We start from the raw sequence: 22,135 nt of genomic DNA on the forward strand, positions 1-22,135 counted from the left end.
GAACACTCTCGTTCCACCGATCAGCCGATTCAACCTTCGATCGCCGTTCGTAAATGCCCCTGACATTTCTGCAAGCGGGTTCGAGCTTCCGCAGGCGAAATCCCAAGTCGGTTGACGACGATTGCCGTCTTGACTTCACCTTCACAGTCATCCAACAACGAATCGACCGCCGCTTCACTCAGATCGGTCAATTCACGAACAATGCGCCTCGAACGCACTTTCAACTTTTGATTGGTAGCTCGCAAATCGACCATCAAATCCCCGTAGGTCTTTCCCAATCGGACCATCGCGGCCGTGGTCAGAGTATTGAGGACGAGTTTGGTCGCGGTGCCTGCCTTTAATCGCGTGGACCCGCTAATTACCTCCGGTCCGACAACGGGCGTGATCGTAATGTCTGAAACCGAAGACAACTGAGAATCGGCATTGCAGGCAATTCCGATCGCCGCAGCTCCCAATTCTTGGGCATGAGTCAAAGCGGCGACGACGTAAGGGGTTCGCCCACTTGTTGCAATCCCCACCAGGCAATCTGCCGGCGAGAATCCGATTTCCTGAAGATCCGCAACGGCAGATTCGGGATGATCCTCCGCGCCTTCGATCGATCGGGTCAACGCTCCATATCCTCCTGCAATGACTCCTACGACCTGTTCAGGGTCCGTGTTGAATGTTGGAGGACATTCGGAAGCGTCGAGCACGCCCAACCTGCCACTTGTGCCAGCACCAATGTAAATCAATCGCCCGCCACGTTGCAGGCAATCTGCAATCACGTCGATCGCAGCTGCGATGGATGGTAATTCATTTTCAATTGCCACCGTGATCTGACGATCCTCACGGTTCATCAGTTGGGCAATTTCGAGCGACGTCAACTCATCGATTCGCTGAGCGGCCGGATTTCTTCCTTCGGTGGTAAGTTTTTCGAGCATCCCTTGATTTTGATCGTTTCATCGCGTTTGAACAACCGACCCGAACAAACTGGGGGCGAAAGCGACAAAATCAGGGACCGCTGAACAATCATCGGCCATGGAAATCGACCCGGAGTCCCGCCGTAAAAGACAAAGTCGGATGGCACATCGCCTAATTCTGAATCACAATAGAGAGCATCCTTCTTGCATTAAATCATTTGCCTACCGAGGAATTTTCATGTGGTTTGCCAAAATGATCGTCGCCGGTCTCCTCAGTCTGTTGGTGGTATCGACCAATCTCGGATTTGCGGCTCCCCCCAAACTGACTCAAGTGGTCCCCGAGATGGTGGGCATGCGTTCGAGTGATTTAGCTCGAATTGATGCACTCGTTGCCGAGGGCTTGGCAGCCAAGAAAATGCCAGGCTGCGTGATCCTGATCGGCCGCCATGGCAAGATTGCCTTCCAACGTGCTTACGGGAATCGACATCTCGAGCCAGAAACCAGCCCAATGACGATCGACACGGTGTTTGACATGGCCTCGATCACGAAACCCGTGGCAACCGCCACCAGTGTCATGATGCTGGTGGAACGCGGTCAACTTCGACTCCGCAACCGAGTTTCCGATTACCTGCCCGACTTCGCTGCCAATGGGAAACAGGACATCACGATCACACAACTCCTGACTCACCATGGTGGACTGATCCCGGACAACGCACTGAAGGATTACCTGGACGGCCCTCAACTGGCCTTTCAACGAATCAATGACTTGAAAACGTTCGTCGAGCCTGGCACCCGATTTGTTTACACCGATGTCGGTTTCATTGTGCTCGCCGAAATGGTCCGACGCACGACGGGTGAGAACATCGACCAATTCACGCAAAAGAATCTATTCGGCCCCTTGAATATGACCGATACGGGATTTATTCCAACTGAGTCCCAGCGAAAACGGGCCGCACCGACCGAAATCCGAGCAAACGAATGGATGCAAGGCGAAGTCCACGATCCTCGCGCCTTTGAACTCGGTGGTATTGCGGGCCATGCGGGCTTGTTTTCCACCGCCCAAGATTTGGCCGTCTACGCCCAGATGATGCTGCGATCGGGACAATATCATGACGTGCGCATCTTAAGCCCATTAACGGTTTCCACGATGACAGCAGGTCGCTCTGTATCGGGAAATCAGCGAGCCTTGGGTTGGGACAAGCTGAGCGTTTATTCATCGAATCGCTCTGAGCTATTTTCGCCGCGCGCCTTCGGGCACGGCGGATTCACCGGAACGGTGCTTTGGATCGACCCGGAACTGGATTTATTTTTCATCTTCCTCAGTAACCGGGTACATCCCAATGGGAAAGGCAATATCAATTCCCTTGCGGGACGCATTGCCACCGTGGCATCGGCCGCCATCGATGACACTTTACTGCGGCGCCCCGCTGCCGAAAAGCAGACCGTCTCTCCAATATCAACGGGCCTTGATCAACTGTGTGCCTCCTCATGCTCGGCGTTAACCAATCAACGCATTGGTCTCATCACCAACCATACGGGCATCGATCAAGCGGGACGCCAAAACCTGCAGCGTTTGCGCGAGTTCCCGCACGTTCAGCTCAATGCTCTCTTCAGTCCCGAACATGGTTTCGCGGGAAGTTTGGATGTGACCAACATCGCCGACTCCACCGAAGAATCGACGGGCCTGAAGATTTTCAGCCTCTATGGAAAAACTCGTCAACCTACCGCACAACAACTGCAAGAGATCGATACGTTAGTCTTTGACATCCAAGACATTGGCACGCGATTCTACACTTACATCTCTACGATGGGCTTGGCAATGCAAGCCGCTGCCGAGCATGGCAAACGTTTTATTGTGCTCGATCGACCCAATCCTATCGACGGCATCACCGTCGATGGACCCGTTCTAGATCAAGGGCGAGAATCGTTCGTCGGCTTCCACCTGCTGCCCGTCCGGCATGGAATGACAATCGGCGAAATTGCAACTCTGTTCAAGGCAGAACTCAATCTGGACCTTGATTTAACCGTCATCAAATTGAAAAATTGGCAACGATCGACCTATTTCGATGAAACGGGTTTAAGCTGGGTCAATCCATCCCCCAACATGCGCAATCTCAATCAGGCGATTCTCTATCCAGGAGTCGGGCTGTTAGAAACCACTAACTTATCGGTCGGTCGCGGGACGGATACACCGTTTGAACGAATTGGCGCCCCATGGATCAATGGGCACAAACTGGCCGCGAAATTGAATTCAGCAAAGCTGACCGGCGTTCGTTTCACACCAGTTCGGTTTCAACCGGAATCAAGTGTGCATCAAGGGAAAAAGTGCCAAGGTGTACAACTGCTGATTACCGACCGTTCACAAATTAACCCACTTGATGTAGGCTTTCAAATTGCAATCTGTCTGCGTGCAATGTACCCACAACAATGGAAATCGGACTCCTATGATCGACTTCTTGCGGACGCCAAAGTGATGAAACTCCTTCACGCAGGCGGTTCACGAACCGCCATTCGAGCCTCGTTCCAGGACGAGTTAAACGAATTCCGTCACCGACGAGCAAAATTTTTACTCTACGATTGAGTATCGATTCCGATGAAGTTTTTTGATTATCTGTTGATCGCACCCAGCCGAGACAAGTTTGCGCGAATCGTGATGCGCGATCTCGTTTCAGCAGGCGATACACGCGAGGCAACTTATGACTCACAAGCCTTTCAGCTCACGTTCAGTCACCGCAAAAAAAACGTCGGCAACGTTAACCTCTCAAATCTGTACGACGAATTTTTAACAAGGCCAGTACGCAGTCGTCGTGTTTTTTTACAAAACGCGGTGCGATCCTTGTTGGTGTCCCATAAAAGGCCTCCCAGTGATTTCGACTCGGCAAGCCCCGACCTGTTGCTGTCGCTGAGAAACCGATCGTACTACAGCCTTACCGAACTACAAAATTGGGTAGATGGCGATCAGAATTTTGCCTGGCCCCATTCGCCCATCGCCGAACATTTGGCAGTGGGCTTGGTCTATGATCTACCAGAAGCAATGCTGATGTTGCAGCGCAGCCAGCTTGAAGCTTGGGGGGTTTCATATTACGAGGCAATCGAAACGGCGCAAAATAACCTAGCAGAGTTAGAAGCAGCTTTTGCCACTGTCGAGGGCGAGATCTACGTCTCTGCCACCGAAGATCACTACGATGCCAGTCGCATGCTCGTTGCCGATTTGATTCGTGAGCTCGATGTAATGGGGGATCCCGTGGCAATGGTGCCTAACCGTGATTCACTGCTGATAACGGGAAGCAAATCAAAGGCAGGCTTACAATTGCTGGCAAATCTGAGCCGTGAATACCTCAAGAAACCACGTCCGCTCTGCGGAATCGCCTTTCGACTACACGACGATGAATGGACGCCCTGGCTCCCGCCTGCTTCGCACCCCGCCGCAGAACAATTGACGGCGTTACACGTAGAATCGATCGCGCGAGACTACGCCAATCAACAGCCAATTCTGCAAGCTTGGTGTGAAAGTCGGTACGACGATGTCGAAATCAGCGACTTTTGCATCACGCAAGGCCAACGGCCCCAACAACTCATTAGCTACTGCGTGTGGTCACAAGACCGAGAATGCCTGTTACCCAAAACAGATCGTATTTTCTTCAACGCCTCTGATTCCAATCAACCAAGACGATCAACCGATCTCCCAAATGCCAGTTGGAGCACCGTCCAAACAGCATTTGGTGATCGACTTGTTTCTGAAGATGTTTTTCCACCTCGCTACCGAGTTCGCAATTTCCCAAGCGCGCAAGAATTATCAGAGATCGATCCCAACTGACGGGTTATTTTCCTGACGTGCTAATTATGCGATAGTCTAGGTCTCTTGTTTCGAGGCACCCTAGGTTGCCCCTCGAACCACTCTAACTGCAACGATGGTCACCCGAAACGAACGGTGGCAGACCGAGCCAGAGGACCCCAACCATGGCCAAGCAACGCATTCTGTGTCTTGTGGGAGACTATGTCGAGGACTATGAAGTCATGGTCCCGTTTCAGATGCTACTGATGGTCGGACATGACCCCGTCGTTGTCTGCCCGGGCAAGCAAGCCGGAGATTACGTGCCCACGTCGATTCACGATTTCGAAGGCGATCAAACCTACAGTGAAAAACGAGGACATAACTTTGTCCTGAACGCCAGTTTCGATGAGATAAATCCCAGCGATTTTGACGCATTGTTACTCCCTGGCGGTCGGGCACCCGAGTACCTCCGTTTAGACGATCGCGTCTTAAAGATCGTGCAGCACTTCGCAGAACAGGACAAACCGATCGCTGCCATCTGCCACGGAGCCCAAATCCTCACGGCCGCCGGTGTGCTGCAAGGCAAGTCCTGCTCCGCCTATCCCTCCGTCCAGCCTGAAATCACTGCCGTAGGTGGCCAATATGTGCCTCCTTCCGAGTCATTTGATAGCGCTCACGTTGATGGCCAGCTGGTCACCGCTGCGGCTTGGCCCGCTCATCCAGCTTGGATCCGTGAATTCCTGCGCGTATTGGGTACTCCCGTGAGTGTTGATTAGGGGAAATCGATGTCGATGCAAACGCCATCAGCTTCCGCAATCCAGCTGAGCAAAAACATTGGTCAACAACTTTCGGTGATAGCCGCTGATCGCCCTCATCAAATCGCCGTTGCGGCACCGAATAAACGGGTCAATCAGGGCCGTCGCTGTTACGACGAACTGACATTTCAGCAATTGAACGAGGATAGTGATCGGATCGCTGCCGCCTTGCAGTCTTTGGGCCTGCAGCCGGCACAGCGTATCGTGCTGATGGTCCGACCGGGTCTCGATTTCATCTCCTTGACGTTCGCATTGTTCAAAGCTGCAGCAACCGTGGTTTTAATCGATCCCGGCATGGGACGAAATCATCTGATCCAATGTTTGTCAGATGCGGAGCCAGATGGGTTCGTCGGCATTTCAATCGCTCAAGCCGCTCGCATCCTCTACCGTCGCAACTTCCCAAACGCCCGACTCAATGTCACCGTCGGGCGACGCTGGTGCTGGGGAGGCCCAACTCTAAAACAGTTGCGACTCCACTCGGCCGAGGAGTTCCAGCCACCGGCGGTGAATGCCGATGATCCAGCGGCCATTATTTTCACGACCGGTAGCACTGGTCCTCCCAAAGGAGTTCTCTATCGACATGGGAATTTCTCGCAACAGGTACAACAATTGCGGGACATGTACGAGATCCAACCGGGCGAAATCGACCTGCCTGGCTTTCCTTTATTCGCCTTGTTTAATAGCGTGATGGGAGTCACCACGGTAATTCCCGACATGGACCCAACACGTCCCGCGGAGGTAAATCCAGCGAACATCATAGAACCAATCCAAGACTGGAAAATCACTCAAGCTTTTGGCTCACCCGCACTATGGAACGCGGTTGGCAAACACTGCGAAGCCAACGATATCAAGCTGCCCACGCTACGTCGTGTCCTATCGGCAGGCGCTCCTGTTCCCAATCACGTTCTCCAGAAACTGAAGGGCGCAATTGCCGTCGACGGAGACATCCACACACCTTACGGTGCAACGGAGGCGTTACCCGTCGCAACGATCTCCGGAACCGAAGTGTTAGAGTCAACCGCCGAGCAAACGGCAGTAGGAGCGGGCACCTGTGTAGGCCGACGTTTCTCGAAAATCAAATGGAAAGTAATTCGCATTCACGACGATCCCATCCAGGCGATCGATGAAGTCGAAGAATTACCCCAAGGCGAAATCGGCGAACTGATCGTGCAAGGTCCAGTCGTCACAACCGAATATGTGACACGAACCGAGAGTAATCTACTGGCAAAGATCAACGATGAAACGATTTGGCATCGAATGGGAGATGTCGGCTACCTCGACGAACTTGATCGCTTTTGGTTTTGTGGACGCAAGGCGCATCGCCTGGTCACAGAACGCGGAACCATGTTTACAATTCGCTGTGAAGCGATTTTCAATCAGCACCCGGCCATCTATCGCTCAGCACTCGTCGGTCTGGGGCAAGCCCCTCGCCAGCACCCCGTGCTCATTGCCGAGCCCTGGCCGGACCAACTTTCGAACGATGAGTCTGCCCAGCAACAGCTCAGACAAGAATTGCACGAACTCGGACAAAAGAACGAACTCACGTCCAACATCCGACTCGATCACATTTTGCTACGAGCCGCCTTACCGGTCGACATTCGCCATAACGCAAAGATCTTTCGCGAACAGCTGTCCGTATGGGCCGCGAAAGAATTGGACGCATAACGCTTTAGCCTCCTGGCGTTGTCGCCTGCAGGCAAACCATCCGTGCGCCGCAACAAAACGAGTTGGTGTGGACCGGAAAGAAGAGTCCCCCGGCCTCACACAACAACTCGTTTTTCGACGTTCCGCCCGCTCGACTATTCGGCCGTCAGCAGATCGAGCAGATCATCATCAACTGCTTCATCACCCGTTGATCCTGCTTCCAACGCACGATCTCTTTCATCAAAAGATCGCGTGGCAAAATCAAAATCTTCGAGCACGACCTCCACATCCTCGGATGCAACCAATCGCGTCAATTTGGTGCGCTGGGTCGTCACCGTTTCTCCTTGACGTTTCGCCAACGCGACATCCGCTTCTAACGCGGAAATAATTGGTGACAGGTTGGGCTGGACAATGGCGGCCGCGTTTGGCACGGCGGCTGCGTAAGTCCCACGCTGGAAGGCGAGCACGAGGTCACCCGATAAGAACTCACCGTCACCGTTCCAATCGCCATCACCCCAAGTCGAATTTCCGTCGATTTGATCTTCGTATTCGCCAATTTGGAATACGACAACTAAGTCACCGGAATCAAAGAGACCATCAAGATTTGCGTCTCCGTAAGACGTACCGATCGCCGACTCGATTAACTCATTACGATCTTCGTTATTGACAAATCCATCACCGTTGAGGTCATAGGTCAGATCAGGATTGGCTGAATTCAACTCTCCAAAGAACAAATTGATATCAGCTTCATTTACCTGACCATCTTGGTTGAAATCACCGGGCGGATTGCCAAATTCAACGACACCTGGGGTCGGGCCTGTCGCGAACCAGGATGCGGCGTTATTGCCGTAGGCATCCGCAGCCCGACGATGAATTGACGCACCGTCACCATTTGCTTGCGTTGGCCAGGGCTGTTGGTTGTCGTAGACCACTTCGTCTTCTTGCACACGCGGCAACTGGATCGGTTCGTCGATCAGGGAAATGTCCGTACTGAGTAAGGTAATTCGTTCGCCCAAACCGCTCAACTGTTGACCATAGCCACCAAGAATCCGAACTTGTTCACCCAAGCCGTAATGCGAACGGAAAGCCGCAAGCCGCGATGCGTTTCCGGCGTTTTCTGGATCGAATCCTGTCAGCACGATCGTTTCACCGCTGTTGAGCGATTCGTTTGGATCGAAGTTGAAATCAATCCCACCCCGAACTCTCCAGTCAGTCAAATCGATGACTTGCAGAGCAGAATTGTGGATTTCAATGAATTCGAGATCCGCCGAATCCAGCGAAGGATCGATGGCGAGGGCAGCAGCCGTCGGTTCACCTGGAGCGTAATTGATTTCCGTAATCACAACGGGGCCAACGCGAGCATCTCCATTGACGGCGCCGAGCGACAGTTGTTGCATGGGCGTCAATCGCCCCTCCCCGTTGGGAACTCGCCCAAAGGATTCACCGAGCAATGAAGCGCGGAAGTGAACATCATCGACGAACGACTCAATTTGACCATCTTCGTTGGCAATGGTCAGCCAGACGTCATCTCCATTGAGACTGCTGAGTGCAAAACTATTGGGATCCTCGGGATTTGCGTTGAATTGTGTTTCGTCAAAAACGACATAATCTCCCGCACCAATTACCGTGTTAGCCGGGATACGATACTTCGTTGATTCGCCGACCGAATCACTCAGATACCAGCCGCCGATATTGATCGGTTCACTTGTTGGATTGAATAATTCGATCGAATCCGACTGTGGAACGGGTGCATTGGAATTGGCCAACACTTCGTTGATCACAACGCCGATCGGAGCAGCGGCCGCGTTTCCGGGTGACCCACCAAATTCGGTGCTGCCTTTCCAATGGTAATACTTGCTGGCATCTTCACCTGGCGTGAAAGCCGGATTGACCAGGTTCAGCGTTCCCCCTCGACCATCGGCACTTTCCGGCCACAGACTGTTGTTGTCGTAGCTAAGATCGACGAGCGTTCCGCCAGCAGCATCCAACAGTTGGATTCGTTCACCATTATTGCTGAGACCCCCATCGAGGAATTCCCCGAGAATCGGCAGGTCACTTCCATAACGCAGTTGGAATGCGGCTTGGTTCTTGACGATCACACCACGGCCACCCGCGGCCAATTCCACATCACCAAAGGTGAACTGGAAACCGTCAAAATAGCTTCCCAACAGATTAACCGGCTCCGGACCAACGTTTTGAATTTCAACAAACTCAAAATCGTCGTTATTGAGTTCGGCATTCACTTGCAATTCACCCGCAGTCGGATCGTGCGGATTGTAGTTGAGCTCCGTCACTGCGATCTGCGGAGAATCCACAAGGAAATTGGCGGTGGTTGCCCCGGTCCATTCTTGCTGCTGCGAATCAAACCCGCGTGCGATGATCTGTGTGTTCGCACCGATTGAGATCGGACCGTCATAAATCTTTACGCTAGGCGAAACAATCACGCGACTCGTAATCGCCGAGACCTTGGCGTCGAACAGGAAGTCGTCACTGGCGACATTCTCATTCAGAACCTGGAACACGATGTAATTCTGACTATTCGTGCTCAAGTAACTCCGGATTTTCGAGATATCGTATTCGAGATAATTCGTCGCCAATTCATCCGGATTCGTTTCTGTCGCCGACTCATTGTAGGCCAACGCATTAATCGGTCTCGATTTCGCCTCGCCGGGAACGTTTGCAGAACGAGCAAGTTCCACAGGTGTCTTCAAAGACTGCCACCAAACGTAGGCCACAAATGCATCGTCATAACTCACGCTTAGCTTGTATCCATCCGCAGCGTCCTTCGTGGCTTGATCAAAATCAAGGGGCACACGAATGTAAGCCGATGCGTTCTTGTTCAGCATTTGACCTTCGACATCTGTCGCAATCAGTGCGTCGTAATCTCCTTGCGTGTCGAAACCAACAGGCAACGTAACGTCTGTCCAAGTTTCACCGTTGGCACCAGCTGTGTACGCACGATTGATGAAACAAACGTCCGCCGTTTGCAAAAAGTTTCCATCATCGCATTTATCGATTAGCGTGCCATCACTTGGCACATGAAACTGAACTGGCTTTCCGGTATCCAACAAGGAAATTTCATCTTCGACAATCACCGGCTGCCGGGGATCAGTTCCATCTAGCGTGTAAGCAATCTCGTATTTAGCGGGCGCCGTCATGGTGACAAGCGTTCCCTCCTCGACAACTCCGCCTACCGGTGAAATATCCACGGGTGCCGGGAACTGACTGTCCATCCATTCAACGCGATTCTGCAGGAACCACTCCATGATGTAGATGTAGTCATCGTAACTATTCGGCTGACCGTTTGAAGACATCGATCGAGGCAATGGCGACCGAGGGCAGCCCCCTTGACCGAAGAAGCAATTGGGCCAGTGATATCGATTCAGGCCATAACCGCCGGATGTCCAACGATCATAGTTTCGAGAAATCGGATTCGAAGGCTCATTGGCAGCAGGATTCGCGAGCCTTGGATTTCCATCGGACAGTTGCTGGACGGCTGCATCAATGTCAGCCATCAACTTTTCAGTCGAGAGCTCATCTTTTCGCAACTCATTCCAGCGATCGGAAACGGCTTGCTCAAAATTGGGATCTTCAAACAAGCGGTCCCAGTAAGGATATTGATCTTGGCTGATGCCGCTGTGGTACCAACCCTCCGGATTCGCACCATTCAGATAGTTACCGTTACCAAGTGAGAGATTGTAATCCCAAGCTGGACCTTGCTTGATCTTGCCACCCACATCTTTGTGATAGTAGGTACTGAGCCGGAAACCATCGATATTCTTCGTCATCTCGACCATCAGCCAAGTATCGGCCCATGAATCGACGTCGATGTATTTTGCATAGCCGGCCTGCGGATCTGCAAAGTCAGCGCCATAAAGGGCCGCTTCGAATTCGTTGATGTGTGATTTGAGCCAATCTTTTTGGACATCCGTCACATATTGAGGACCATCCTCGGCTCGACGTGGCTTATCGCCCGGCTCTACCATTCGTAACTCTTGGTTTCGACTGGTTCTGAACGGCCTGTCATTCGCCCCCGACTTATCTTTCTTCCAGATGTAACCGCCTGTGATCGCGGGATCCTCAGCAGTTGCGGTAGAGTCCGCATCGGAGATGTCGACCCGATCGTCGCCAGTTTTGATTTTTTCCGAGAGCACATAGGTGCCGCGATAATCCTTCGAGAAATTCAATTTACTCGGATCGCGGTCAGCATTGACAAAGACTTCCACTAACCGCGTACGCGGTGCGTAGAGTCCCAAGTCACGGTACCAATTGAAGGTCAGGAAATTATTCAACTGCGTTTTGTCAGAATAAGGACCGTTCAAGACCCAGTCCGACTCGGCCGGCAGGCCAAAGATCGAGACATCTCGATCGGAAACGGCGTAAGCGTACTGCCGTTCGGAATCGTCCGTTTCCTCTTCCCAAATCTCGACAGCATACTGTTTTTTGGCCCAACCTTGGGAACTTTGTCCACGAATGCGAACGCCCGTTCGGCCAGCATATTCAGCCTCATCCAACAAACTGGCTCGCCCATCTTCGCCCGGATCGATAAACAAACCAACGGTCGGAACCAATCGATTCGAATCGGAATCCACCGCACGATCCCCGAAGGAGTCAAAGACGATCAAAGGCAAGTTAGAAGTGAAGACTTCATTGTTCTCGAATTTCGCGAGGCTATTATCAAGCTGGATATACCCGACCGTATTTACCGGACCGGCACTACGATTACCTTCAAAAGCACGAGCACGAAGCCTCGTCGGCTCGTCAACTTTAATCGCACCTTCGTACAACGTGGAAGTCTCATCAGGCAGGGTGCCGTCCAGCGTGTATCGAATGGCCGCAGTCGTTGAATCCGTTCTGATCTCGACATCAAAGGAATCAACAAACGCCTGACTGTTGTGAGAGAACATGACGTCCCCTGCCGGTGGGGCTCCTCCGTCACCGTTAAAGGCACCCGGAGTGGGCTCAATGAAGTAGAGCCGTTCGCCAGCCACGACTTCTTCAGCAGTCAAGCGAGGCACCATAAGGAAGTCTTCATCAGCCGCATTAATGTTGAGGCCTTGAATCGCCAACACATTCGTGCCGGTTTTCAGCGATTCCAGATGCGCGGTGATGTCAAACGATTCTGACTCTCGACCAATTTCACCAATGCCAGTGATGATATCCCAATCTAAGACATCGTGGGCATTGGTCGCGCCACTTGTCGCCGATGTCCAGCCAGCGAAGAGCTCCGTTGCCCCCCCGAAAAGTTCGGCCATCTTAATGGCCGACGTCGAGATGGTCGCCTCGGCAGGTTTCGCACCATCGGTGGACATGTAAACGTCCAGCTGGTTAGTTTCTCCCGAGTAATCGACCCACAAGCTGATCAGGTTGACACCAGGCCCCGGAATGTTGGGGAAGATTGCATTGCCGTTGAATCGAGGGATCCCTTTGCGTTCCACGCTGCCAGCTACATTCGTATTGATCCCGATGTGACTCGCCAGGGCGATACCTTCATCAAACGAACCATTTGCGTTACTGTCCAACTCAATTGCCAGGAAGGTCGATCCGGTATTATCAAGGCCCAACCCTCCTCCGGCACTTCCCAACACATTGTTGTCATTGGACTGAAGCACAAACACTAAACCTTCCGCTCCAATCCCATCCGCATCGGCAAAATCGCCGTTGGGCGAATGAATGTCGTAGGTCATGGAGGCAGAAAAGGTGTAATCAGGCCCAAAACTCACCGTGTTGGTCAACCAAGCCGCGGAAGTCTGATCGGCAACGGATTCCGTCAACCGTAAAACATCGCCCGCCCATTTGGCGTCGCCTAACAGGGTGAAATCATCTCGACTATCTGCGTTTGTAAAATCGGAGTAGTCAATCGCTTCCGCAATGCCACCGTGCTCGGCTGTCGCGACCGAATCCCATGCCAATGAATCGGGACCGTTGACCCGAGCAATCTCCTCACCATTCAAGAAGGCGACAAAAGCGTCATCGTAATTGATCGTAAAATCGAGTGACTTGTAGGTCGGCAACACGTCGCCGGGAATCTCAAACTCGCTGCGAAGATAAGCGGATGCGGTCTTTCCCTGCATCGCGCTCGCATCCCCATTGGCATGGATCAGCGAACTGAAATCGCCATCGGTCGGATCGTCATCAAAACCAATCCCCGAATTGAGTGTATCCCAGGCTGCATCATCAAAATCGGCTCCCGTCCAGGTCGCAGTTGGTACGTCTTCACCAGCAGATCCTGGAAACAAAACCGAAATCCCTGAACCTTCGGCGACGAAATCTCGCAACTCGACTCCCTGCTCAATCCCGTAAGAAATGTCGGTGTACTGATCCGGCAGCGTGTTGTACTCGTCCGACGCAGTACGGCCATCGGGTTCAAACAAGGCCAGATACTCGTTGTCGCCGAGCTTGAAGTTCGTGTGCAGTTCACCCGCGGGATCCGCCCGATCTTTGCCAGACGCGAACACAACAATCGATTCACCCGGCTCCAATTCCGCAGCAGGCATCGTCCACTTAGTGCGATCATTGATCTGGTCCGTCAAATGCCAGCCCAACAGATCGACAGTTTGTTGCCCGTTGTTGTAAATCTCAAGCCAGTCGGGCGTGGAGCCATCTTCGTCCTTGAGCGTCTCATCGTTCGAACTCATGACCTCGGCGATCAACACATCGCCGGCGAGAACGACGCGAGGCTCAAGTGACTCCAATGAACGACTGCGTGGACGTCGCCGTCGTGTCTGGAGGGAAGAAAATAAACTGCCAGAGCGAGCAGTAAAGGAGTGCAGAACGTTCCACGACCGTTGACGACATAGGGACATATTCAGCTCACTGCGAATGAGATCAAGGAAGAAGACAGAACCCGCCTAAGTTTCCTGCGCGAACGCGTGGAAACACTCGTAAAAATTACCCAATGCAAAAAAAACCGTTAACCACCTCAAATTGGGCGGACCAACTGTAATCGGGTCGCCCTAACGAACGCAAGCTTTGTTACAGTGCATTACGGACGGAAAGTTAAGATTTCTGACTGTCACGGATAGTCTTGACAACGCTATCATACTTGAAAATCAAAATTCATTCTCGTTTTCTAGTATGATCCAGCAAACTTCTTGCAATCCGACTTCCATTGACTAGAAAACGAAACTTAATGCTGTAACGTCACCCCAAGGCAAAGGAGTCTCCGAAAGTGACCGAAGATCGCCGGGAAGAATCATTAACGCTTTTGAACAACACGCACGAGTTTCCCTGCCCATTCCTGCTAAAAATAATTGGCATCAGCGAGAACTCTTTTGAGGCACGGGTCGTCGCTACCGTGCGAGAAGCGCTGGGGATGGCAGTGGACCCGGAATTCAACATGCGAGCAACGCCAAATGGCGAGCACGTCTCGGTCACGCTTGAACCGGTTATCGACTCCGCAGAAACTGTCCTGGACGTTTATGATCGACTCCGAAATGTCGAAGGTGTGGTCATGGTGATGTAGCAACGCCCGAGAAATGGAAACCAATCCGATCATCTCTGGCGTACAACTTTGGCCCCACGAAAGTCCAACAGGGAAGTGACAGCTTCGGCTCGCTGACGCAGCCTTTGATAAACCGAGGAAATTTCCTTTGCTTCAGCAAGCTCGGCTGCCTTGGCAACAGAAGCAAAAACGGTCACCAAAGGACTGCCTGCAGCCACCTTCAAATTCCGACGCGGCAAATCAGCAACCACTTGTTGATCTTGGTTCATCTGATCAATCGCCTCAAGAAAAGCAGCCGTGATCGTCACATCGCCAGGGGCATAAACGATCGCTTTTCCGTGACCCACGTCCGCAGGGACAGACGAAATTGACCTGGTATCAATCGACTGACCGCGACAGGCCTGAAGATGGAGCGGGATCGCAATGCGCCCCAACGATCGTTCCAAGATTTCGACGGAAGCCGTATATCTCGGATTGATTTCGATCAGCGTAAGAGACGAATCTTGCAGGATTGCGTCGACACCGAATAGCCCCATCAGGCCAAATTCGCGGGTAAGACAGGAGCCCAGATCATGCCATTTCTGCCGCTGCCTACTGGTGAGCTCCAAAGGACCGATCGAGCCACAGTACTGGAATTGGCTTGCCCCGAATCCAGAGTCACCCACCAGTTGCCTTGTGACACCTAAGAGTTTGGTTCCCGTTTTCTGAGCCACAAACACAGCAGAACAAGAGCAGCCTTCTTCGTAGCGTTGACGGTAACAACCCTCCGGCAAACGATCGCCTTTCAAACTCCACGTGATACCAAGCCCGGCCGCAGATCGGAGCGGCTTGACCAGCCAGCGACCAGTTGCTGGCTGGGCCCCTGCTCCGAAGATCGTCTTTGGAAATTGACAATCCAGTTGCTGAGCAACCGCACTTAGTCGACGAGGATCTCGAACCTGCTTGAGCACATCGGACGAATTTCCCAACAAGGGAACGCGGACCGAAGTCGCTTCGACCAGTGATGGATGATTTTCCAACGCTCCCGTGTACATCCAATAGTCGGGGGACACTCGCTCGATCCACTGATTGAGACCTCGGTAGTTAGGCTCAAGCCGGATCGCTTCACAAATTGAAAGCAAGTCACGATCAGAAAACAGGTCAGCAGCCACCAATTGGAATTGCGTCGCCTGCGCCGATTCGGCAGCGGATCTTGCCGAAGCTCCAACAATCAACAGCTTATGCGATGCTGCAACCTCTTCCTGGGTCAAGTCAGATGTCATGCAATCATGATACTGCCCTCAGCCAAAAATCAAACGCCCCTGCCGTCACACCGCCTGCCTTTCAAGCTCTCACTGATCATTGCTTCGATCGAGAGGAAGTCGCAAAATGCGACATTGTCGATCTCGCGTTTATCAGGAAATGCGGTCGAATCGTCTCGCCCACCCAACTCCCTTCCCCCAAGGCCCAGCAAAGATGCTCTCCAAACTCAAAACCTACGCATTGGTTGGTATCGAAGCTGTTCCCGTGGAGGTCGAAGTCGACGTGACATCGACATCAATGCCGAGCACCATCCTGGTCGGCTTGCCCGATCAAGCCGTCAAAGAAAGTACTCATCGTGTTGCACGCGCGATCGTCAACTCAGGTTTCGTTCGGCCTCGAGATCGCATCGTCATCAACCTGGCCCCAGGTGAACTTCCCAAGCAAGCCGCTTCATTCGACTTACCCATCACCTTGGGAATTCTGGCCGCAAGTGGACAACTCGCCCCGGACAAATTCGGCCATTATGCAGTCGTGGGCGAACTTTCTCTGGAAGGCTTAACTCGACCGACGATTGGCGCCCTCTCGATGGCAATTCGTGCAGCAAAAGATCGAAATCGGGGCATCGTTGTGCCAACCGCCAGCGCCGCCGAAGCGGCCGTCGTTGAATCTTTGGATGTCATTCCTGTGCAAAACTTGGCTCAAGCCGTGGGCTTTTTCGGCGGTCAGATCGACCTGCCCCCCGCCCCCTCACGAGTGAGTGACTTGTTCCAACAACACTCCCATTATGAAAACGATTTCGCGGACGTGCGAGGACAGGAGCTGGCCAAGCGGGCACTCACCGTCGCAGCAGCCGGATGCCACAACCTGTTAATGGTTGGACCTCCCGGCACGGGGAAATCAATGTTGGCATCTCGTGTCGCCACCATCCTGCCCGAATTGACGGCGAGTGAGTCGATCGAAACCAGTCGAATCTACAGCGTGATGGGCAAGATGCAGGCAGGGGTTGCCTTGATGGTGAGAAGACCGTTTCGCGCACCTCATCACACGATCAGCGAAGCTGGACTCGTTGGCGGCGGTAGCCCTCCATCCCCGGGAGAAATCAGCCTTTCGCAAAATGGTCTCCTCTTTCTCGACGAATTGCCGGAGTTCAACCGCCGTACACTTGAAGTCTTGAGGCAACCGCTGGAGGACGGACAGGTCACCATCTCACGCGCTTTGCGTTCCACAACCTTCCCCGCCAACTTCATCCTCATCGCGGCGATGAATCCCTGCCCCTGCGGATATCGCCATGACCCTCGGCGCCGCTGTCAGTGCTCCACACCTCAAGTAGAACGTTATTTGGCCAAAATCAGTGGCCCTCTGCTTGATCGAATTGATATTCACCTTGAGGTACCAGCCGTGTCTTACCAAGAACTGGCCGCAAAAGCCGCTGGAACCAACTCAGCAACAATGCGGGAGCAAGTCGTGTTCGCCAGAGCGGCACAGCGGCAACGGTTCGACCAAAGCCTCACACGACAAAACGGACGCATGAACAGTCGAGAGATTCGAGAACATTGCGTCCTCGATGCAGCCAGTAGCCAACTTGTTCGGTCCAGCCTCAACGATCTGGGCCTTTCGGCTCGCGCCCACGACAAAATACTTCGAGTGGCCCGAACAATCGCTGACATCAACGGCTCATTACAACTCCAAGCCGATCATCTAGCGGAAGCGATTCACTACCGTTTGCTCGATCGTGAAACCCATTCAGAACTCAACAATCGTTGATCGCGTCCCTTGAAACCGTCCCTTGAAACCGTCGTCCGGGCCACCCGCCACACGAACAGTTTTCGAAGAGCCAAAGGACGCCGCCTCATTAAGCAGCGCGCAAAACAAGCGGCCCATTAATGGGTCGCTTGTTTCTCTCTTATCGAAGAACTCGCCGAAGCAAGTTTCATACACTAGGGCACAAACGCACTGGCTGGATGGCGAGGCATTAAAACTGCTCCTCGCGCCGGACCAACCGCACTACCTGCCATCAAAGCCGAAACTGCGGACGACGCTTCAACCGGTTGAGCGTCAACAACAGCGGGCATTGTGGATTCAGCGGTGGTCTCAGAAACCATCAGGTTTGAAAGCGGAATAGCAATCGCTGCAAGAACAGCAACCACACACACCACTTGCACCAGGGATCGAATCACTGGTTTCTTCATCAAAGTCTTCTCCAAGTTGTAGGTCCTGGGTCGCGATTTCAGGCTGACACTTACCTAGTCACTTTAACCGTTCGGCCCAGTTTAACCCCTTAATACCCCCGAATCAAGGTATCGGCTGATTTTTATCTAAAATTTCAAGAACACGGTCGTCGGACGGCGTTCAAACAGATTAACCCAATCAACGCGAGGAAGGCCGAAGAAGGCTCAGGGATTTCAATGATAAACGATCCGGAGGACTCAATTCGCCCCCCTACTTCGCTGCCGGGCAACGAGTAGGTGCCTGTTACTTCTACCAAACACCCATTCGGATCTGCACATCCATCGTAAATATCGGCCAGTGTTATGTTTATGTCATCTTGGTCGGTCATGGCCGTCGGTTCCGATGAGTAGAATCCATCTCCAATGCCAACATAGATAAATTCATTCACCAAGTCGGTTCCCGGCTGTCCGCCGCTGAGGATCCCATCATCCCCGCCACCTCGCATCCCATCAGGCCCCCAATCGATACCGACTCGCGTGGCGGAGTAGGTCGCACCCGCCAGACTCCCCGATTGGTTGAAATAGCCCCCTACATCATCGCTCTCAAGCTGCCAATTAATGTCATTTAGAGCGAATTGCCGATCGGCCGAACCAACAAGATGCAGCCCAAAATGAAAGCGATTGCCGAACTCGCCGAGGAAAGGAACGGTAAATTCCGGGTTAGGATTCGCGGTCGCACGCCATGAATGGAACGGCGTGTAGATGATTTCCTCCGGCCTAATGCGGCGGTCGATCACCTCATAGGCGGACGCACTTGTCTCCCGATTCCCGATGTTCGTCTTCGACTGAACACCAGCAATTGCGTTTAACACGTAATTGCTCCATTTCGGTGATTCGGGACCTTTCGGTGCAAAAGCGGGAGTCACATCAAAAGTCATTAAGGCCGAATCGGCCTGGGATGCCAAACCAAACCCCATCGCGCAAGCGCAGAGCGAAAGTCCTACTTTTCCCCAACGAGTCATTAGCGGTTCTCCTCAGGTGCAATCAACAAGGTTCATTTCTAGCAGAGGGAATTCCGTCCCGAATTCCAAACAATCGACGTTCAAATCTTGAGTGTTAAGTTTCAGACTAACCGGGGTCGCAGGCATTGCAAGCATTGACCGCCGAATTCTGCCCAATTTGCTTCAATAACTTAACCGAAACGCTCCCCCCAGGCACCCAAACGCCACAAGTCATTGCTAAAAAGCGACTTACGTTGCAAAAATCGCTCAAATCGGTTCGCTTTTGCGAGCGAAAGCAGCCCGCCTCGACAGCTAAGAAACCGGCGCAATTCGACTAGACCTGCCCGATACGGTTTTGCTACCCTCCGCCCCGCTTCTCTTCCCAGACCAAACACTTTTCGTTTCACCAATCCATCAGACAATTAATTTTCACGAAGGTCGGCGAGGCAGATCCGTCAGATCGGTTATCGCCAAGTCGGACGTCAATGATCAACCAATGCCAAAATCAAAGTGAGCGGTTCAGCAAAGCTGTTTCCGGGCAGGATTTCCTGAATGCGTTCCGAGGCCGGTACGTGTGGATCTTGCTAGGTAGCGTCCTGATTACCTCCCAACTAGGCTGCTCGTCATATCACTTGGCTAAACGCACGATGTATTGCGAATTGAACGAGTACCCCCAAGTTACCGATGGCAAACTCGCCTGCCGAAAATATCGCGGTTGGGCCAAGCAGGAATGGCAGCGAGTTCGGATGGAATCGGGAGATACGTTCAGCGACGATTATGCAAGTGGATTTCTCCAAGGCTTTGTCGACCAGGTTTATGCCGGCGGCAAACCCGTCGCTCCCCCGGTACCACCGCGAAAGTACTGGCGTGTTGGTTATCGAAATGCAAACGGTCGACGCGCGGTGGAAGACTGGTACCACGGATTTGAACTGGGTGCGCAAATCGCTCATGACTCAGGATATCGGGCGCAAGCAATTGTCCCATCGTCAATCGCTCCCGGCAGTGGTGAGGGACTTCGACTGAGGGAAGGTTACGACAACGAACCGGTGCTAGTCCCCGAAAACATTTTGGACCCCGTTCCGAATCCGGACGAAGCTCCTGAAGATCCCGATGTTGAAGAGCCGGTATTCGAAGAATTGCAACCGCCCAGTGAATCGCTCGACACAGCAGATGCTGACGGCGCCGATCAGACAGGGGCGTTGTCACCAATTTCGGCAGTATTACCAGTCTCCTTTGAAACGACGGAACCCGTTCAGTTCGAAGAGACGTGGGGTGAAAGCCCTCCGCCGCCCCCCTGGCAGGCATCATCGAACGACTCGGATAGCCTACCGCAAGCCGACGCCAACCCGCCAACATCGCAACAGGGAGAGTTCGATCCGTTCGAGGGCTCCATCATCACCGGCCCAAAAATCACCGGCCCAAAAAGGAATCAGTCACCGACAGAAACGGATCAAGATCAGCAAGCAACAACCACCGATCCGAAGGCATCCGACACATTCTCTGGCCCAATTTTAGAGCTAAATGAACCTCAGAACGGAAAACCGACTCGCCCCAAAACGTCGTCCGGTTTCTCGGAACCCAACAAACTCGACGCAGCCGAGACGAGCTTGCCCGCGGGAGCAGAACCCGAAAGCACTTCCCCTGAGATTTCGACCACCGGACAAGATGGCTGGCAAAGTAAGACCGAACCAACACCTTGGCAAAGTCGTGACAAAAAAGATGGAAAATAAGACACCAAGACTTCCCTTTTCGACTCGAGCATTCGCTGCGGACATTTCTCTCATGTCAGACCAACAACATCGCCAAATCCGATTCGGACTGCTTTCAGCCTTGATCGCATTTAGCCTCGCCGGTTGTTCGGCGATCACGAATCCGGTGGCCAATGGTGTTCCTGCGCGTTTGTTACCCGACGATTTACTGGCCGAATCCAAAGAGGGCTTGGTGCCCATTCCACTGGACTGGCTACGTGTCGAACCCCCCAAGGAATATCTCTTAGGCGTGGGCGACATCGTCGGTGTTTACATCGAAGGTGCACTCGGAGACCGCGATTCGCTGCCACCGATCAATTTTCCTCAAGTGGCGAACCTTCCACCCTCGATTGGTTTCCCGATCCCGATTGGCGAAAATGGGACGATCCCGTTGCCCTTCGTCAACCGAGTCAAACTGATCGGATTGACACTGGAAGAGGCCCAAACGGCGATTCGTGACGCCTACACCAGTAACGACAAGCAAATCCTCAAGCCCGATGAAGCGCGTGTCCTGCTGACTCTGGTTCGACCTCGACAAGCTCGAATTCTCATTATTCGCGAAGACGCACCCTCAGCACGACCTTCCTTGAACGACCCCACTTACCGACTCTTCGGGTCAGCTCCCAGCCTGGACGCCGCCCGACGGCAGGGAACCGGTTACGTGCTGGAACTCCCGGAGACCGAGGCGGATGTATTGAGTGCACTCGCCAAATCAGGAGGTCTCCCGGGTCCCACGGCGCTGAATGAAGTCATCATTTACCGAGGTTACGATGACGTCGCTGGGTTTGACGCGCCGATCGAATGGGGTGAAAACGAACTTAAGAACAAGGAATCCGATGCTCGGAAAACAATTCGAATTCCCACGCGAGTCCCTCCCGATTTACCGCGTCCGTTCACGCAAGCTGATGTTCACTTGAAGTCTGGCGACATCGTCTTCGTACCCTCCCGTGATACCGATGTCTATTACACGGGTGGCTTAATGCCACCACGAGAGGTGCCATTGCCCCGCGATAACGACATTCGCGTGATAGAAGCGATTCTCCGTGTGGGCGGACCCGTCAACAACGGCGGCCTTTTGATCGGAAACTTCAGCGGCTCCGGTGCTCTGCGGACCGGGCTGGGCAATCCAAGCCCAAGCTTGTTAACGGTACTCAGAAAGACACCCGGTGGAGGCCAAGTTCCGATTCGCGTCAATTTGAACCGAGCGATGCGAGATCCGAGAGAGAATATTCTGATCATGCCGGGCGATATGTTGCTGCTCCAAGAAACCCCCGCCGAGGCAGTCGCACGGTACACGTCAGAAATCTTCAGCCTGGGCTTCGTCGGCGAGATGTTCAATCGAGGATCCGGGAGCGGTACGGCAACACTTGTCCTTCCGAAGTAATCGCCAATAAGCAGT

At 53.0% G+C, this 22,135-nt stretch carries 13 protein-coding genes; 8 read left to right on the top strand and 5 right to left on the bottom strand.

The window, feature by feature from the left end; genetic code table 11:
• Positions 1 to 29 precede the first annotated feature (29 nt).
• Positions 30 to 920 (bottom strand): N-acetylmuramic acid 6-phosphate etherase, encoded by an 891-nt coding sequence (murQ, locus tag P8N76_05160; GenBank protein MDG2381040.1) that lies wholly within the window; start codon positions 918 to 920, stop codon positions 30 to 32.
• Positions 921 to 1,137: 217 nt separating this feature from the next.
• Between murQ and P8N76_05165 the strand changes: the two genes are divergently transcribed.
• From P8N76_05165 to P8N76_05180, 4 genes are all read left to right on the top strand, one after another.
• Positions 1,138 to 3,480 carry a DUF1343 domain-containing protein gene (locus tag P8N76_05165; protein MDG2381041.1) on the top strand — a complete coding sequence of 781 codons (2,343 nt, stop codon included), beginning with the start codon at positions 1,138 to 1,140 and terminating at the stop codon, positions 3,478 to 3,480.
• Positions 3,481 to 3,492: 12 nt separating this feature from the next.
• Entirely contained in the window at positions 3,493 to 4,716 is a 1,224-nt protein-coding gene (locus P8N76_05170; protein MDG2381042.1) for a DUF1444 family protein, read from the top strand.
• 143 nt (positions 4,717 to 4,859) lie between these two features.
• Positions 4,860 to 5,450, top strand: a complete 591-nt coding sequence (locus tag P8N76_05175) for a DJ-1/PfpI family protein (GenBank protein ID MDG2381043.1) — start codon at positions 4,860 to 4,862, stop codon at positions 5,448 to 5,450.
• Positions 5,451 to 5,465: 15 nt separating this feature from the next.
• Positions 5,466 to 7,154, top strand: a complete 1,689-nt coding sequence (locus tag P8N76_05180) for a fatty acid CoA ligase family protein (GenBank protein MDG2381044.1) — start codon at positions 5,466 to 5,468, stop codon at positions 7,152 to 7,154.
• Positions 7,155 to 7,288: 134 nt separating this feature from the next.
• Here P8N76_05180 and P8N76_05185 read toward each other — a convergent pair whose 3' ends face one another.
• Complete coding sequence (locus tag P8N76_05185; protein MDG2381045.1) at positions 7,289 to 13,828, bottom strand: lamin tail domain-containing protein; 6,540 nt, start codon at positions 13,826 to 13,828, stop codon at positions 7,289 to 7,291.
• Between the two features lie 476 nt (positions 13,829 to 14,304).
• Between P8N76_05185 and P8N76_05190 the strand changes: the two genes are divergently transcribed.
• Complete coding sequence (locus P8N76_05190) at positions 14,305 to 14,598, top strand: DUF493 domain-containing protein (GenBank protein MDG2381046.1); 294 nt, start codon at positions 14,305 to 14,307, stop codon at positions 14,596 to 14,598.
• Positions 14,599 to 14,627: 29 nt separating this feature from the next.
• On the opposite strand, the gene P8N76_05195 is transcribed toward P8N76_05190, so the two are convergent.
• Positions 14,628 to 15,839 carry an ATP-grasp domain-containing protein gene (locus P8N76_05195; protein ID MDG2381047.1) on the bottom strand — a complete coding sequence of 404 codons (1,212 nt, stop codon included), beginning with the start codon at positions 15,837 to 15,839 and terminating at the stop codon, positions 14,628 to 14,630.
• Between the two features lie 106 nt (positions 15,840 to 15,945).
• Here P8N76_05195 and P8N76_05200 point away from each other — a divergent pair, with 106 nt between their 5' ends.
• Positions 15,946 to 17,583 (top strand): YifB family Mg chelatase-like AAA ATPase, encoded by a 1,638-nt coding sequence (locus P8N76_05200; GenBank protein MDG2381048.1) that lies wholly within the window; start codon positions 15,946 to 15,948, stop codon positions 17,581 to 17,583.
• A 173-nt stretch (positions 17,584 to 17,756) separates the two neighbouring features.
• On the opposite strand, the gene P8N76_05205 is transcribed toward P8N76_05200, so the two are convergent.
• Both P8N76_05205 and P8N76_05210 read right to left on the bottom strand, forming a co-directional pair.
• The gene (locus P8N76_05205; protein ID MDG2381049.1) at positions 17,757 to 18,008 is read right to left on the bottom strand and encodes a hypothetical protein; all 252 of its coding nucleotides are present in this window, start codon (positions 18,006 to 18,008) and stop codon (positions 17,757 to 17,759) included.
• 134 nt (positions 18,009 to 18,142) lie between these two features.
• Entirely contained in the window at positions 18,143 to 19,009 is an 867-nt protein-coding gene (locus tag P8N76_05210; GenBank protein MDG2381050.1) for a hypothetical protein, read from the bottom strand.
• 626 nt (positions 19,010 to 19,635) lie between these two features.
• Between P8N76_05210 and P8N76_05215 the strand changes: the two genes are divergently transcribed.
• Together P8N76_05215 and P8N76_05220 are read left to right on the top strand one after the other, a co-directional pair.
• Positions 19,636 to 20,718 carry a hypothetical protein gene (locus P8N76_05215; protein MDG2381051.1) on the top strand — a complete coding sequence of 361 codons (1,083 nt, stop codon included), beginning with the start codon at positions 19,636 to 19,638 and terminating at the stop codon, positions 20,716 to 20,718.
• Between the two features lie 52 nt (positions 20,719 to 20,770).
• Positions 20,771 to 22,120, top strand: coding sequence for a polysaccharide biosynthesis/export family protein (locus tag P8N76_05220; GenBank protein MDG2381052.1), 1,350 nt, complete (start codon positions 20,771 to 20,773; stop codon positions 22,118 to 22,120).
• Positions 22,121 to 22,135 lie beyond the last annotated feature (15 nt).

This window comes from Pirellulaceae bacterium, from assembly GCA_029243025.1.
Classification (GTDB): domain Bacteria; phylum Planctomycetota; class Planctomycetia; order Pirellulales; family Pirellulaceae.

What these genes read in the sequence shown, in the direction of transcription:
- murQ (MDG2381040.1), bottom strand. Translation starts at nt 920, where the DNA reads ATGCTCGAAAAACTTACCACCGAAGGAAGAAATCCGGCCGCTCAGCGA.
- P8N76_05165 (MDG2381041.1), top strand. Translation starts at nt 1,138, where the DNA reads ATGTGGTTTGCCAAAATGATCGTCGCCGGTCTCCTCAGTCTGTTGGTG.
- P8N76_05170 (MDG2381042.1), top strand. Translation starts at nt 3,493, where the DNA reads ATGAAGTTTTTTGATTATCTGTTGATCGCACCCAGCCGAGACAAGTTT.
- P8N76_05175 (MDG2381043.1), top strand. Translation starts at nt 4,860, where the DNA reads ATGGCCAAGCAACGCATTCTGTGTCTTGTGGGAGACTATGTCGAGGAC.
- P8N76_05180 (MDG2381044.1), top strand. Translation starts at nt 5,466, where the DNA reads ATGCAAACGCCATCAGCTTCCGCAATCCAGCTGAGCAAAAACATTGGT.
- P8N76_05195 (MDG2381047.1), bottom strand. Translation starts at nt 15,839, where the DNA reads ATGACATCTGACTTGACCCAGGAAGAGGTTGCAGCATCGCATAAGCTG.
- P8N76_05200 (MDG2381048.1), top strand. Translation starts at nt 15,946, where the DNA reads ATGCGACATTGTCGATCTCGCGTTTATCAGGAAATGCGGTCGAATCGT.
- P8N76_05205 (MDG2381049.1), bottom strand. Translation starts at nt 18,008, where the DNA reads ATGAAGAAACCAGTGATTCGATCCCTGGTGCAAGTGGTGTGTGTGGTT.
- P8N76_05210 (MDG2381050.1), bottom strand. Translation starts at nt 19,009, where the DNA reads ATGACTCGTTGGGGAAAAGTAGGACTTTCGCTCTGCGCTTGCGCGATG.
- P8N76_05215 (MDG2381051.1), top strand. Translation starts at nt 19,636, where the DNA reads ATGTATTGCGAATTGAACGAGTACCCCCAAGTTACCGATGGCAAACTC.
- P8N76_05220 (MDG2381052.1), top strand. Translation starts at nt 20,771, where the DNA reads ATGTCAGACCAACAACATCGCCAAATCCGATTCGGACTGCTTTCAGCC.